Consider the following 13,650-nt stretch of genomic DNA (forward strand, 5'->3'; position numbering starts at 1 on the left):
ATCCTCTTGCGTTTTCGCAGTGCATGGAGGTGCACTATGGCTAAGGCGAAGAAACAGACCTCGCGCGGTCGCAAGCAAGACCGCGCACGCGTGGCAGGCGGGCAGAAATACGAAGTCAGCTACGAGGCCAAGAAGACGGGGCGCTCGGCATCGGCTGTGAAGAAGGCGGTCAAGAAGGTCGGCAGCAGCCGGAAGAAGGTCGAGCGGAAGCTGAAGGGGCGTTGAGCTTCATCTTTGGGCTGTAGATCTGAAGGCCACCGCTGACTTGGTGAAAGTCAGCGCTTGGTCCAGAGGTGCCAGTAGCCGATCAGCGCTCGCCACTCAAAGATGATGACGGTGCCGCCGATCAGCGCTGTCCCGACGATGGCCATGATCAGGGTCATTTCCAGCATCGAATCACCTCGCCCTGCTGCGAGCTTCCTAAGTACCAGAGTAAGCGGTTATTCCTAGTATATCTTTCGATGGATGTTTGAACCCTTGGAAGACGGCGAACGTGTCCACGAGGCCCCGTTAGATAAGTTCAAGTTCATTTAATCAGCGCACCACCAAGAATCTCCTCAACTCAGGAACTGCTGTTGTCCGACGGATTTGGTCTGGTGCTGGCTCTTAGCCGAGCTGGCGGAGTGGCCCCGGCCATACCCAAAGCCCCCCTGCCAGCCGGGGCCGCCTCTCCGCCCACGCGTAGTTTCGGAGTAAGCGTATGCGTTCATCGCCCTCGATCGTCCCGACTGATCGTCTCGACCGGGACATCTATCTGGTCCTCGAGGATTTTGGCGCGCGTGCCGGCTGCGCCTGGCGCGAGACAGACGAGCAAGACACCGACCGCGACACCATCATTCGCGACCTGCTCTCCGGTCAGTACTCCTATCCGGTCCGGGTCGTGGTCTTCAATGCGATCGAGGGTCGGGCGCGCGATGCGACCAGTGAGATTGCTGATGAGCTAGCCGAGGCTGCCGCCGGGACAGCGGAGATCACGCCGGCATTGCAAGCTTTTGTGGAAGCAAACGCTACGCGGCCTTTTGCCATTCAACTGGCGCTACCGCTGCGCGGAGTGACCAGAGCCATCCGGCCTTAAGCGATCAGCTCTTGACGGGAGTGGACTGTTAGTCCGCTTTTGACCCATAGCGGACCTTGAGGCTTCGTTTGCGCTTTCTTGAAGAAGGTGGACTGCTGCCAGCTCCGAAGCTAGAGTCGGGCGGTTTGAGGAGATCGCAAAATGCCGTACTTTACATCTGATCAGGACCGAGGCGAGCGCGTCGCTAAAGTAATCGCCGACGTGTTTTGCGCGCTCTTGCTCCTAATCTTTTCCATCGTCTTCTTCGGTTGGATCGGCGGTCTGGCTGCTTTCCTCGTCATCGAAGCTTGCCTGCTCGCGGTCGATTGGGTGGTCCCCAGCAAGGACGATGCGGCCGGCGTTGTTCGCTAGGGAATTAGGGGCCGACGATGAGCAAGCCCGTAAAATCTGAAAGCGAGCTGATCGCTATGGCGAAGGCCGAATTGAAGGTTCATGCCGAATGTCCCGATGGCATGATCATTACCGTGCTTCGCGACGGCCATTCCTGGGAATTTCGAGCCAGCGCGGATCGCACCGTTTCGGATCGTCCCGGTTACCCGGAGTGTGTTGCCATGCTCGTTCAGATCGGCGATCACCTCTGCAAGCAGTACGATGTCGAGGGCTAGGGGCACCTCGACAAGCCGCACAGGTTCAGAAGAAGCGGGCCATTACCATCGTCAGACCAGCTGAGAAGGACATGATGATAGCCAGAGGAATACCTGTTTCCAAGAATGGAAGCGCCATCCATCGATGTGGCTCCCGGTTGCGCGGCAGGAAAAACCAGAGAAGGACCACTGACAGGACAATCAGAAATGCACCGACCACGAAATCCCCCTGAGCAGCGGTATCTCCGTAGATAGTCCTCCGAAGACCGCGTTGCCGGTAGCCTCCCGCCGGTCGACGCGATTAAGCACTGCAATCATCTTTTAGCTGTTACTGCGGCACATTGTCCATTTTCTGGTTGACCCGGATTTGGCCGCCGGTAAAGGTGCTCTGCTTCACGCCGCAGGCGAGATCCGACATGTCTCGCCAAAAAACCTAAAAACAAGAACAGCGTAAGCATCAGGAGGGTGAACTAGCTCCCGTGCGGAAAAGGCGGGCTGCCAAGGCGGTGGCCATGCTCCTGCTCGGCCGGAGTCAGCACTCAGCGAGCGGGGACAAGACATCGATGCGCCCATTGTTGGCGGTGAGTACGGCTATCGACTGGCTGAACGAAAAGGTCGGCAACGTCTGCAACATATTGGTGCTTGCTGCCTGTCTCGTCAGCGCCGTCAATGCGATGATCCGATACGCCTTCAGCTACAGCTCCAACAGCTGGCTAGAGACCCAATGGTACATGTTCGCTGTCGTCGTGATGTTCGGCGCCTCCTACACTTTCAAGCGCAACGAGCATGTTCGGGTGGAGATCCTTTACCTCATGCTCTCTGAACGCGGCCAGCTTTGGCTGGATCTGATCGGGACACTGGTTTTCCTCATCCCGGCATGTCTGCTCCTCAGCTACCTGTCCTGGGGAATGTTCTACAACTCGCTGATCATCGGTGAAATGTCCAACAATGCCGGTGGCCTCCTTCGGTGGCCGATCAAGTTCGTCCTGACGGCCGGATTCTTCATGGTGGCTCTGCAGGGCGTGTCGGAGGTCATCAAACGTGCGGCGGCCTTGCGCGGTGAAGTCACCATCGAGGCGAAATACGAGCGGCCGACCCAATGATCACGATCGAGATGATGCCGCCGCTGATGTTCGGCGGCCTGGTCCTGGCGATGCTGATCGGCTTTCCGGTCGCCTTCACGCTGGCCGCTCTCGGGCTTTCGTTCGGATTTCTCGCGATCCATTTGGGATTTTTCGGGTTCAGCTTCCTGCAGGCGATTCCGGAGCGCATCTACGGCAGCGTTCTAGCCAACGAGCTGCTACTGGCCATTCCATTCTTCACGTTCATGGGCGCGATCCTCGAACGATGCGGCCTCGCGGAAGACATGCTGGACTCCATGGGACAGTTGTTCGGCCCCGTTCGCGGCGGCCTCGGCTATTCCGTGATCATTGTCGGCTTTATCCTCGGCGCCATCACCGGCACGGTGGCCGCACAGGTGATAGCGATGGCGCTGATCTCGATGCCGGTCATGATCCGCTACGGCTACAACGTTCGCTACATCACCGGCGTGCTTGCGGCCTCGGGCACCATTACCCAGCTGGTGCCTCCCTCGCTGGTTCTGATCGTGCTCGCGGACCAGCTGGGGAAGTCGGTCGGCGATATGTATCTGGGTGCTTGGGGCCCATCGATTCTCCAGATCGCTCTATTCGCGGGCTACACCTTCGCCCTGAGCGTGATCAAGCCGGAACATGTGCCGGCGGTACCCAAGGAAGCGAGAACGCTCAAGGGCTGGGCGCTCTGGCGGAAATGCCTCCTGGGGATCATCCCATCTGCCGTTCTGATCTTCGTCGTGCTCGGCACGATGATGCTTGGTCTCGCCACGCCGACCGAGGCCGGTGCCATGGGCGCGGTCGGCGCGATCGTTCTTGCCGTCATCCATCACAAGGATTTCAGCTCGGCCGGCCACAAGGTTTTGCTCGTCGGCGTTGCGGCTGCCGGCATCGGCACCATCATCGGCATCTATTTCACGCAAAATCTGCCGTTCAAGATCGCGTTCGCGATCGCCTATCTCGCAATCGCGTGGGTCTGCCTCGAGGCGATCAGGATTCCGGACCTGCGTACCTTGGTGAAGCAGGGTTACGAGACCACCATGCGCATCACTTGCATGGTGACTTTCATCCTTATTGGATCGACTTGCTTCTCGATCGTCTTCCTCGGTTGCAACGGCGGTGTGTGGCTGGAGCATATGCTAACGTCGCTGCCGGGCGGCGTATGGGGCTTCCTGATCTTCATCAATCTGTTCATTTTCTTCGTCGCCTTCTTCCTCGACTTCTTCGAGATTGCCTTCATCATCGTTCCCATGATCGCGCCGACCGCCCTCAAGCTTCTTACCCCTGTCGTCGGCGCAGATGCCGCCTTGATCTGGTTTGGGATCATGCTGTGCGTAAACATGCAGACCTCCTTCCTGCATCCCCCCTTCGGCTTCGCGTTGTTCTATTTGCGCGGCGTGGCCCCGAAGGAGGTCAAGAGCTCAGACATCTATTGGGGCGCGGTGCCATGGATCGGTCTGCAGGTGATCATGGTTGCGGTCGTGATCGCATTCCCGATCACTGTCACCGGGTTGCTGGATGCGCCGACCAAGGTGGATCTGGACAAGATCAAGATCGAGATTCCGGACATCGAGTTGCCGCCGCCAGTGATCGATTTCGGGCAGCCCAAGAACTAAGGGCGTCATTCGAGGCACTTCCGCTTTTGGCCCTTAGCTGACGTCCGCGCCCCTGAAGGGAGTAGAAGGCTGCTACCCTGAGTTTGACACGTCGGGCAAAACACCGACAGAATAGCATCATCGAGACGAGTTTGTTTTGCACCCGCGCCGGAGCTTTCCGCCGCGGGTTTTTTGCGTCCCGATGCAGCGTGAGCAATTGGATTGTTTGAAAAGGGATTTCCAAATGACTGAACCGGCCAAGAACAACCTTTTGTCCCAGAACGCTCTTGCGAGGGCGGCCGCTCGCCGAGCCCTGAAGCAGCGGACCTTGACCGAAATAAAGTCCGTGGCCCGGACGCACACGAATGTCGCCATGAGAGCTCTCGTGCAGATCGCGGGCGACAAGAATGCGCCTGCCCATGCCCGCGTCCTGGCGGCCAACGCACTTCTCGATCGGGGATGGGGCAAGCCGTTGCAAACGATTGCGAGCGAGGACGACAAGCCGCTCCAGTTTGTTCACCGCATCGAGCGGGTCATTGTTCATCCCGGCGACAATGTGACGATGCAAGCGGTGATCGAGGAGAGCGTGGAGCGGATGCCGATCAGTGTTCTCGGCAGCCTTGGCGCGGTACGCGACGAAGATGCTTCTCACGAAGAGCTTTGGCTGCGTTCGCAGGAGCAGGCATGAGCGATATCCTTCAGAAGCTGCTTCAAGCGCGTGCTGAGTTACGTCAAGAAGCGGGATGGCCGCGATGGATGGCGGAGGCGCTTGCATACAAGCCGGATCGCGCAGCGCCGGTGGTGTCGCCGCACCGGGAGCAGCCCCGATGGAAGCCGCCGAGCGAGGCGATATTCGCGTATTGACCCGCGTATCGCGAACTTGAAGCTAAGAAGCCCGCGGAAAGCCGCGGGCTCTCTTTTTTGGCCGATGTCGGCTACTGTGGGCAGAGCGGACGTCTTTTGAGGACCTGACGATTTCGGCTCCTGACCCTGAGCGGACTTCCAGGTTGCCTATTTGCGCTGATCGCGCGAACCGGAGCTGTCGCACCGGAAAGCGGCCATCCTTCGCAATATCGCCCATACTCTGGCTGGCCTTGCGCATCAGCTCGATATGCTGGCCGAGAACGAGCGAGCATCCACCCAAGGTCAAATGAGGCTCCAGTACAGTTATCCTTGAAGTGAGCAAAATTGACCATCCTCAAAAAGCGGCACATGCCAAATTGTCCCGATCGCCCCTTTTTCATCAGCGCGGATCATTTGCATGCAAAAACGCTTTTGTTCCAATTCAAGCGGCCCCTTCTCTGAGACTGAGATGGTGAAGCGGTATATGCGCGCCGCGCGTGAAGACATGGATGGTCCCGAACTCCTCAAGTTGCTCAAAGAAATCGAGGACGAGATCACAAGACGCGGCTGATTTTACCGAAACATCAGCGCGCCATTAGGCCAGCAGCCACCCTGAGGGAGGGGAACAGCACTCCTCAAGGACGAATTGAACCCTGCCTATCATCGCGCATTGAAGACGCATCACTGATCAGGAGACGTCGGTGGCTGAGAGACCGCTTTTGCGCTCCCCTGCCAGCCATGAGAGGGGCAAAAGATGGCCCACCCGTTCGGCGTCGAACACTTCCCGATCGCACCAGCTTCGATCCCGCCGACGGCAGCTCTCAAGGCCGCGACCGGGAGATTGGCTGACTTAGTCCTCGGCTCACTCTTCTTTGCCAACGTAACCGTCGCGATGTTCGGCTGGCTGTACGTGCTCTTTTTGCTTGTCCAGGCTGTCACATCCTGGCTGCTGGCGCAGTAGCCGCTCCCCTGAAGGGAGTGAACTCGCGAGTCTGCTCTTGGCCCTTAACTGACCATCTCGCGCAGGCTATGGAGGTCAGCTTTTGACCCGGCGTTCAACAGGCTTCCGTGTTATTCAGGATTCAAAAGCGGAAGCCGCAGCCGGTCCAAACCACCGGATCAACGCATCCTCTAACCCGCCCTGGCTCCCGTCTCCCACCCAGGCCACGTGCCCGTCGGGCCGCACCAGCACCGCGCCGGGCGCGGTGACCTGTCCGATCGCGGGAAGCTCCCATGGGCCGTCATAGGCGGCATCGAGCACACCGACGCGGTCCGCCCAGGGCGTGAGGTCGATTGCCGCTCGCTTGCCGAAATTGAGCAGCACGCCGCGCGCGCCGTGCAGCAGCGTGAACAGGTTTTGCTTCTGTCCTTCGATCGTCAGATCGAGATCGGGCATGCGCCGGCCGAGCAGCGCGTGGCCTTCGCCGAGATCGTAAGCGATGTCGAGCCCGCTCATCATCGCGCCGAAGCGCTTGCGCGGCTCGTCCATGCCGAGCAGCTCGGCGACGGCCTCGCGCGCGGCCTTGCGGCCCTCGTCGCCGCGGCGGAGCAGGGCGATCTGCGCCATGGTGTTCTTGAGGACGCGCGCGCCAACCGGATGGCGCTCCGCGTGGTAGCTGTCGAGCAGGCTGTCGGGCGAGATGCCTTTGACCACCTGCGCCAGCTTCCAGCCGAGATTGACGGCGTCCTGCACACCCAGATTGAGGCCTTGCCCGCCGACGGAGTGATGGATATGCGCGGCGTCGCCGGCGAGCAGCACGCGGCCGCTGCGATAGGACACGGCCTGGCGCGCCGCATCGGTGAAGCGGGAGATCCAGGCCGGATCGTGCAGGCCGAAATCGGTGCCGTAGACGGCCACGAGCGCCTCGCCGAGGTCGCGCTGGGTGGGCGGACCGGTGCGATCGAGACTTGCTTCGGTCACGACGACCAGCACGCGTCCGCTCTCGGCCTTGCTGAGACCGTGAAAGCCGAGTGCGTCGTGACGCAGGCCGAATTCCGGCGCCTCGCGCATCTCGACCTCGGCCATGAGGTTGAGAAGCGTCGGTGCGGTGCCGGGGAAGTCCATGCCGGCGATCTTGCGCACCAGGCTGCGGCCGCCGTCGCAGCCGACCAGGTAATTTGCGCGCAAGCACTCGTCGCCGGACAGCGAGACGTCGACGCCGGTCTCGTCCCGCACGAAGCCCGTGACCTCGCGATTGCGATAGAAGGGAACCCCGAGCTCCATGGCCCACTCGGCCAGGATGCGCTCGATGTGGGCCTGCCGCAGCGCGAGCCCGTAAGCGTGCCGTGTGGGGAGGTCGCTGATGTCGAGCCTGGTCCAGGCAAAGCCCGCGAGCTGGACGATCCGTCCTTCGCGCAGGAAGCGGTCGGCGACGCCGCGCTGATCGAGGATCTCGATCGTGCGCGCGTGCAATCCGCCGGCGCGCGTCTCGACCATCGCCTGATCGGGGCGCCGCTCGACGATGGCCACGTCGACATCGGCGAGCGCGAGCTCGGCGGCCAGCATCAGCCCGGTCGGGCCGCCGCCCGCAATCACCACGGCGTGCTCGTTCCGCACCGGGTTTTCCGCGCGGGTTCGCTGCGGGCGGCGGCGCGAACGGGAACTGGGAAGCAGTACAGACATGTCGTGACCCCTCGGCTTGGTGTCGGGTCGGGGGTTCTACGGCAGAGGCGGGGACTTGAAGCAAGCCCGTTGCGCACCACATATCGAGTTGGGAGGAGAGGCTTGCTCCTCCGCGTTGGCCGCGTTGACACGTCGGGCAACACACCGGCATGATGGCATCATCGACAGAGTCTGGTTCGGCCCGCGCGGGAGATGCCCGCCGCGGGTTTTGTTTTGCCGATTCAGCAAATGCCGGTGGTTCGCTGCATGACGTCGGCGAGTTCCTCGAAGGAGAAAGGCTTGCGGATCATCGGCAGGCCGCCGCGCCGGGGCTCGCGACCGGAGAGTTGCAGCACCTTGAGCTCCGGACGGACTCGCCTTGCCAGCTCGGCCAGCTCATGACCGTCCATGCCGGGCATGTTGATGTCGGTGATGAGAATGGAGATCTCCTTGTGTTGCTCGAGCCGGTCGAGTGCGTCCGGTCCGCTTTGGGCCCTGACCACCTCGCAGCCGAGCTCCTCCAGCATGTCCACGACGACGTCGAGGACAGCGGGATCGTCGTCAACAATCAGGACAGTGTGGCTCATCGCGCGAACATTCCTTGCAACCAAGGGGTAAACGCGCCGCTCGTCCGGTAGGTTCCGGCGGGCCTAATCGTCCTTCGACACATCGCCGGGCTTTTCGGGAGCGCTGATGGTGCCGCCCTCGCCATGCTCGAGATCGCGGCCGCTGTCCCGGGTCTCGCCGGGTTCTTCGATGATCGAATCCTGCATCTCGCGCTTTCTGTCGCGGCGCGGCTTGTCCGCGGGCAGGCCGCGCGATGCCTGCTGGTGCGTCGTATCTCGTGTCATAGGCCGATCCTCCCGATCGGCTAACGTTCACCGAGCCTGCAAGTTCTTTTGACACGTCGGGCAAAACACTGGCAGAATGGCATCATCGAAAGAGGTTTGGTTCAGCCCGCGCGGAGCAATCCGCAGCGGGCTGCTTCATTTCCGAAAGAAGCTTTGACACGCCGGGCAAAACACCGGCATGATGACATCATCGAGACGAGTTTGGTTCACCCGCGCGGACGTCATCCGCCGCGGGTTTTTTCGTCTCGATTTCAGAATCGGACGGCGGCGGCGCATTGCGGCCACGCACTCGTCAAACCTGGAGCGCCGATCGGCGCGCCCGCCGTCCGAACCATTGCCGGCCGTGCACGCGCGAACGTGCCGGCCCGCGGCGCATGGGCCGATGGCCCGCGCCGCTGCGGTCTCCGGAAGACACGGAGATAGGGTTCGCGCCCGAAACGATCGCGCCTCGCCTGGCGCGATCTGCCGCGCATTTTCTTCGCATGGAGGGATGATGACCGTCTATCTGATTTCGCTCGCGCTCGCGGGCTTGGTCGCGATCGTGTTGTGGGAGATGTTGTCATGAATGAAGAGATCGCAGGTGAGCCGACCCGATCGCCGGCTGCCAGGAAGCCGTCCAGGGCGCGCACCCTGACCGAGATCCGCTCGCTGGCACGCAGCCACACCCGGACAGCTCTCAGGGTTCTCGTCGGCATCATGCGCAGCGACGACGCGACGCCGGCCGTGCGACTCTCCGCGGCCAACGCCATCCTCGATCGCGGCTGGGGCAAGTCGGCGCAGCCGATCGAGAGCAGCGAAGAGGGCGTGGAAACGATCCACAGGGTCGAGCGCGTCATCGTGCGCCCGGACGACGCCGTCGGCGGCGAGGCCGGTCCCAAGGCTTGACCGGAAAGCCCGATCTTTGAAATTCGCCCCGACGCGTCGGGCAAGACCCGGAGGGCAGCCATGGCGTCTTTCATCAAATTCTACAACTTCAACTATGTAGGTGGACGAGAGGCTCGTCTTAACAAGAGCACCGCGGGTTTTTCATTTCGGTGATCCATGGTTCCTGGTCTGCTTGCCGGCCCGGCTCTGCCCGGCATAGGCGCGCTGCACCGGGTCGCTGCAATAGGACAGCTTCCGGCCATCGCCGGTGAAGCGCCCGTTGTTGATGATCCAGAGGATCACGGTCTTGTCGTCGATCTTCTTGAACATCAGGTTCTCACGGCCATGAATGGTGTTCGGGTGCCTGATTGAGATTCGACGACGAACTACTGTGTTCACGCAAGCCCCCTCATTTCTCGACGAATGCGGCATGTGGCTTCTACGAAACTACCGCGCGCGAAACATTTCGTTGATCAGCAACAGTTGAGCAAGCCGTCGCCCGCCAGCGAAACGGTGAGGATACTGCTTGTCAATTCGCGCGAGGCTCTCGCGCTCTCAAAGGACATTCAAAATGTGGGACGACATGATGCGACGTACTCGTCCTAAGGGAGAGCGAGCCTAGCCATTGTCCATCCTCAAAATTCCGACCGCGAAGATCTTCGAGCCTCTGCTGAAGCCTGCGCGCTACAAGGGCGTTTACGGCGGACGCGGCTCGGGGAAATCGCACTTCTTCGGCGAGCTTCTGGTCGAGACGTGTCAGGCCGAGCGCGGCACGCTCGCGGTCTGCATCCGCGAGGCGCAGCGCTCGCTGGCACAATCGTCCAAGCGCCTGATCGAAGGCAAGATCGCGAGCCTGAGGCTCGGCCACGGCTTCAAGCTGTTCAGCGACAAGATCGAGACGCCCGGCGACGGGCTCATCATCTTCCGTGGCCTTCAGGATCACACCGCCGACTCGATCAAATCGCTGGAGGGGTTTCGCATCGCCTGGATCGACGAGGCGCAATCCCTCAGCGCGCGCAGCCTCGCGCTGCTGCGGCCGACGATCCGCGTCAAGGATTCCGAGCTGTGGGCGAGCTGGAAGGGACTTCAACTCAGGCTGATGCGGGCGATCGAAGTGCGAGCGCGGCGCCTCGGATGGGACAGCATCGTCTCCGATACGACGGACAATCCGGTATCTGCCAACAATTTCATCCGTGCGGGTTATCGGCTCCACGAGCCCGAGACGCCCTGGGGCTGGTCGCATACGCTCTACTGGCGGAAGTGGCTGCGCTGAGCAATTGGAGCGGGCTTCCCGTGATGCGGAACGCGACTCTCTCATACCAGAGTGGCTGCGCGAGCTGCGCGTAGCTTCCGTACGCCCGGAAATGTCTAACGGCCCGGCAGCTTGACGGCTGCCGGGCCGTTTCTGCGTTTGGAGTGAAGCGAGCCAGGCACTTGCGAAGTTGGCGGCGCCGGGCTTTAAGTCTGCTCCTGCAGGAAATTCGGCGGCCATAAGCCGATGTAAGGGAGCGCTATCGATGCCCAACAAACCTCAATTGCCGGAACGTTCGCCGCGGGCGACCGGAGGCCTGACTGCGCTCGATGGTCTGCTGGTCGTCGATTTCACGCGTGTCGTCGCCGGCCCGGCCTGCACGCAGACACTCGCCGACTTCGGCGCGCACGTCATCAAGATCGAAAATCCCGACGGCGGCGACGATACGCGCGCCTATGAGCACGCTGAAATCGGCGGCGAAAGCGCCGCCTATCTCAGCCTGAACCGCAACAAGCGTGGCATTGCGCTCGATCTCACGGTGCCCGAAGCCCGCGAGATCGCGCTGGATCTGATCCGCAAGGCGGATGTGGTCGTGGAGAATTTTTCAAGCGGGGTCATGAAGAAGTTCGGGCTCGACTATGAGACGGTCGCGCCGCTCAATCCTCGGCTGGTCTATTGCTCGATCTCCGCCTACGGGCGCTCCGGACCGTTCGCCTCGCGCCCCGGCTTCGATCCCATCACCCAGGCGGAGAGCGGCTTCATGTCGCTCAATGGATTTGCCGACGGCCCGGCGGTTCGTACCGGCCCGCCGATCGTGGACATGGCAACGGGGATGTCTGCGTGCAACGCCATCCTGATGGCGCTGCTGGCCCGGGACCGGCTCGGCCGCGGGCAACATGTCGAAGTCGCGTTGTTCGACGTCGCAATGGGGATGACCGGCTTCTACGGCATGGCCTATCTCATGAGCGGCGAGAACCCCGGCCGGTTCGGCAATTCGCCCAGCGGCTCTCCGACTGTCGGTGTCTACGAGGCCTCCGATGGGCCGCTCTATATGGCCTGTGCCAACGACCGGCTCTATCGCCGGCTCGTGGTCGAGGTGTTCAACCGGCCAGATCTCATCACCGGTCCGCAGTTTGCCACGCGCAAGGACCGTTCCGAGAACAAGGAGCTCCTGCGCGCAGCCATCGCAGAGGTCTTTGCCGGCGATACTCTCGAGAACTGGATGGCGAAGATGAAACAGGCCAATATTCCGGTCGGCTATCTCCGGACAGTCGAGGAGGGGTTCAACGCACCCGAAGCCCGCGAGCGCCAGCGTTTGAACCGGATTCCGCATCGTACAGCGGAATGGGTGCCCAACATCGAGCCGCCAATTTCCATGAGCCTCACCGGCGCGGTCGATCCCGTTGCGGCCCCGCTGTTAGGTGAGCATACCGAGGATGTCTTGCGCAATGTGCTCGGGTATGACGAGCGTCGGATCGCGGAGTTTAGCCGGAAGGGTGTCTTTGGCTCAGGCAAACCCTTGGCGCCGGTCTAAGCCTGAGCGGTCAACCCTCATGGCACCCGGCTTCGGCCGGCGTGCGAATTGATGCGTCGTGATGCCATCTGCATTGGCTTGATTTGGCGATGGGGCGGCCGCATAAATGCAGGAAAGCGAGGGACACGAATGGCGCCTGGTCGAAAGCCGAGCATGGGTCAGCCCACCGGGCCGGACGCCGGCGAGCACGCCCATGCGGCAATGATCGCGAAGGCTGGGGCCCTGCTGCCGCGACTCCGAGAGAGGGCGGCGCGGACAGAGGAGCTGCGGCATCTGCCGTCGGAAACCGAAAGGGATCTCCACGACGGTGGTCTATTCCGGATGCTCCAACCGGCGCGGATTGGCGGCGCCGAGCTTGATTATGTCGCCCTGGTCGACTGCGCGGGGCTGCTCGGACAAGCGGACGCTTCGGTCGCCTGGAATCTCGCCAATCTGGCGAGCCATCACTGGATGCTCGGCATGTTCGAGCATAAGGCGCAGGATCTTGTCTGGGGCCGTGATCCGGATGCGCTAATTGCATCCTCGTTCATTTTCCCCGCCGGACGCGCCACGAAAGTCGAGGGGGGATACCGGCTGCACGGCAGCTGGCCGTTCTCCTCCGGTGTAGCCTCCTGCGACTGGAATATGCTTGCGAGCGTGGTCTACTCCGACGACGAGGCCGATGGCATCGAGTATCGCATCTTTCTGCTGCCAAAAGCCGATTACAAGGTGCTGGACACCTGGAACGTCGCGGGACTGCGCGGGACGGGATCTTGCGACGTGGAGGTCAGGGATGCCTTCGTGGCTGACCACATGACGGTTGCGGTCGGCGATCTCTCGGGCGGCCCGACGCCGGGAAGCAAGATCAATCCAAATCCGCTGTATGCGCTCCCCGTATTCTCGCTGTTCCCATACGTCCTTTCCGGGGTTGCGCTGGGCAATGCGCAGGCGTGCCTCGACGATTATACGGAGGTCGCGCGTCATCGCATTTCGACCTACAACCGCGCCAAGCTGAGCGATTTTCAGAGCACTCAGATCAAGATCGCAGAAGCCTCGGCGAAGATCGATGCCGCGCGCCTGATCATGAGGTCGGCATGCCTGGATGCCATGGAGGACGCGCGGCGCGGTCACGTCCCTGATATGGCAAAAAAGACCCGATATCGACGCGATGGATCTTTTTCAGTGAACCTGTGCACGGACGCGGTCTCGATGCTGTTTGCCGCGAGCGGTGCGCGCGGGCTGTTCACGACTGGTGTGTTGCAGCGGCAATTCCGCGATGCTCACGCGATCAACTCGCATCTCGCATTCAACTTCGATGCGGCCGGGACCAATTATGGACGCGTGGCGCTGGGCCTGCCGTCCGAGAATCTCACGCTGTGA

Annotated in this window: 17 protein-coding genes and 2 pseudogenes; 15 read left to right on the forward strand and 4 right to left on the reverse strand. The window is 61.6% G+C overall.

The window, feature by feature from the left end; all coding sequences use genetic code 11:
* The first annotated feature begins 36 nt into the window (after positions 1 to 36).
* The 10 genes from ACFDR6_RS26665 (at position 37) to ACFDR6_RS26710 (ending at position 6,149) form a co-directional block, all read left to right on the forward strand.
* The gene (locus ACFDR6_RS26665; protein WP_375860068.1) at positions 37 to 225 is read left to right on the forward strand and encodes a DUF3606 domain-containing protein; all 189 of its coding nucleotides are present in this window, start codon (positions 37 to 39) and stop codon (positions 223 to 225) included.
* Positions 226 to 700: 475 nt separating this feature from the next.
* Complete coding sequence (locus ACFDR6_RS26670) at positions 701 to 1,075, forward strand: hypothetical protein (RefSeq protein ID WP_375860069.1); 375 nt, start codon at positions 701 to 703, stop codon at positions 1,073 to 1,075.
* 141 nt (positions 1,076 to 1,216) lie between these two features.
* Entirely contained in the window at positions 1,217 to 1,426 is a 210-nt protein-coding gene (locus ACFDR6_RS26675) for a hypothetical protein (RefSeq protein WP_375860070.1), read from the forward strand.
* A 17-nt stretch (positions 1,427 to 1,443) separates the two neighbouring features.
* The gene (locus ACFDR6_RS26680) at positions 1,444 to 1,680 is read left to right on the forward strand and encodes a hypothetical protein (RefSeq protein ID WP_375860071.1); all 237 of its coding nucleotides are present in this window, start codon (positions 1,444 to 1,446) and stop codon (positions 1,678 to 1,680) included.
* A gap of 542 nt (positions 1,681 to 2,222) precedes the next feature.
* On the forward strand, positions 2,223 to 2,762 hold the full coding sequence (locus ACFDR6_RS26685; protein ID WP_271546522.1) for a TRAP transporter small permease subunit: 540 nt from the start codon (positions 2,223 to 2,225) through the stop codon (positions 2,760 to 2,762).
* Positions 2,759 to 4,366: a TRAP transporter large permease gene (locus ACFDR6_RS26690; protein WP_375860072.1), complete on the forward strand. Its 1,608-nt coding sequence runs from the start codon at positions 2,759 to 2,761 to the stop codon at positions 4,364 to 4,366. Before ACFDR6_RS26685 ends, ACFDR6_RS26690 begins: the two co-directional genes overlap by 4 nt.
* Positions 4,367 to 4,589: 223 nt before the next feature.
* Positions 4,590 to 5,033: a hypothetical protein gene (locus ACFDR6_RS26695; RefSeq protein ID WP_375860073.1), complete on the forward strand. Its 444-nt coding sequence runs from the start codon at positions 4,590 to 4,592 to the stop codon at positions 5,031 to 5,033.
* Positions 5,030 to 5,209, forward strand: coding sequence for a hypothetical protein (locus ACFDR6_RS26700; RefSeq protein ID WP_375860074.1), 180 nt, complete (start codon positions 5,030 to 5,032; stop codon positions 5,207 to 5,209). Before ACFDR6_RS26695 ends, ACFDR6_RS26700 begins: the two co-directional genes overlap by 4 nt.
* Positions 5,210 to 5,606: 397 nt before the next feature.
* Entirely contained in the window at positions 5,607 to 5,759 is a 153-nt protein-coding gene (locus ACFDR6_RS26705; RefSeq protein ID WP_375860075.1) for a hypothetical protein, read from the forward strand.
* Positions 5,760 to 5,942: 183 nt separating this feature from the next.
* A complete protein-coding gene (locus ACFDR6_RS26710) occupies positions 5,943 to 6,149 on the forward strand; it encodes a hypothetical protein (RefSeq protein ID WP_375860076.1) in 207 nt (68 codons plus the stop codon).
* A gap of 114 nt (positions 6,150 to 6,263) precedes the next feature.
* Here ACFDR6_RS26710 and ACFDR6_RS26715 read toward each other — a convergent pair whose 3' ends face one another.
* The 3 genes from ACFDR6_RS26715 to ACFDR6_RS26725 form a co-directional block, all read right to left on the reverse strand.
* Positions 6,264 to 7,811: an FAD-dependent monooxygenase gene (locus ACFDR6_RS26715; protein ID WP_375860077.1), complete on the reverse strand. Its 1,548-nt coding sequence runs from the start codon at positions 7,809 to 7,811 to the stop codon at positions 6,264 to 6,266.
* Positions 7,812 to 8,032: 221 nt separating this feature from the next.
* On the reverse strand, positions 8,033 to 8,377 hold the full coding sequence (locus tag ACFDR6_RS26720) for a response regulator (RefSeq protein ID WP_212090720.1): 345 nt from the start codon (positions 8,375 to 8,377) through the stop codon (positions 8,033 to 8,035).
* A 63-nt stretch (positions 8,378 to 8,440) separates the two neighbouring features.
* Positions 8,441 to 8,641, reverse strand: coding sequence for a hypothetical protein (locus ACFDR6_RS26725; protein WP_375860078.1), 201 nt, complete (start codon positions 8,639 to 8,641; stop codon positions 8,441 to 8,443).
* A 561-nt stretch (positions 8,642 to 9,202) separates the two neighbouring features.
* Here ACFDR6_RS26725 and ACFDR6_RS26730 point away from each other — a divergent pair.
* Positions 9,203 to 9,526, forward strand: a complete 324-nt coding sequence (locus tag ACFDR6_RS26730) for a hypothetical protein (RefSeq protein ID WP_375860079.1) — start codon at positions 9,203 to 9,205, stop codon at positions 9,524 to 9,526.
* A gap of 141 nt (positions 9,527 to 9,667) precedes the next feature.
* Here the strand turns inward: ACFDR6_RS26730 and ACFDR6_RS26735 are convergent, their stop codons facing one another.
* Positions 9,668 to 9,835 carry a hypothetical protein gene (locus ACFDR6_RS26735; protein WP_375860080.1) on the reverse strand — a complete coding sequence of 56 codons (168 nt, stop codon included), beginning with the start codon at positions 9,833 to 9,835 and terminating at the stop codon, positions 9,668 to 9,670.
* Positions 9,836 to 10,130: 295 nt separating this feature from the next.
* Here ACFDR6_RS26735 and ACFDR6_RS26740 point away from each other — a divergent pair.
* The 4 genes and pseudogenes from ACFDR6_RS26740 to ACFDR6_RS26755 all read left to right on the forward strand — a co-directional run.
* Positions 10,131 to 10,583: pseudogene (locus tag ACFDR6_RS26740) on the forward strand (phage terminase large subunit); the annotation flags it as partial.
* Positions 10,584 to 10,778, forward strand: a pseudogene (locus ACFDR6_RS26745) (GNAT family N-acetyltransferase); the annotation flags it as partial.
* A 244-nt stretch (positions 10,779 to 11,022) separates the two neighbouring features.
* Positions 11,023 to 12,291 (forward strand): CaiB/BaiF CoA transferase family protein, encoded by a 1,269-nt coding sequence (locus ACFDR6_RS26750; RefSeq protein ID WP_375860081.1) that lies wholly within the window; start codon positions 11,023 to 11,025, stop codon positions 12,289 to 12,291.
* A 153-nt stretch (positions 12,292 to 12,444) separates the two neighbouring features.
* Positions 12,445 to 13,650 carry an acyl-CoA dehydrogenase family protein gene (locus ACFDR6_RS26755; RefSeq protein WP_375860082.1) on the forward strand — a complete coding sequence of 402 codons (1,206 nt, stop codon included), beginning with the start codon at positions 12,445 to 12,447 and terminating at the stop codon, positions 13,648 to 13,650.

This window comes from Bradyrhizobium tunisiense, from assembly GCF_042263385.1.
Taxonomy (GTDB): Bacteria; Pseudomonadota; Alphaproteobacteria; order Rhizobiales; family Xanthobacteraceae; genus Bradyrhizobium; species Bradyrhizobium tunisiense.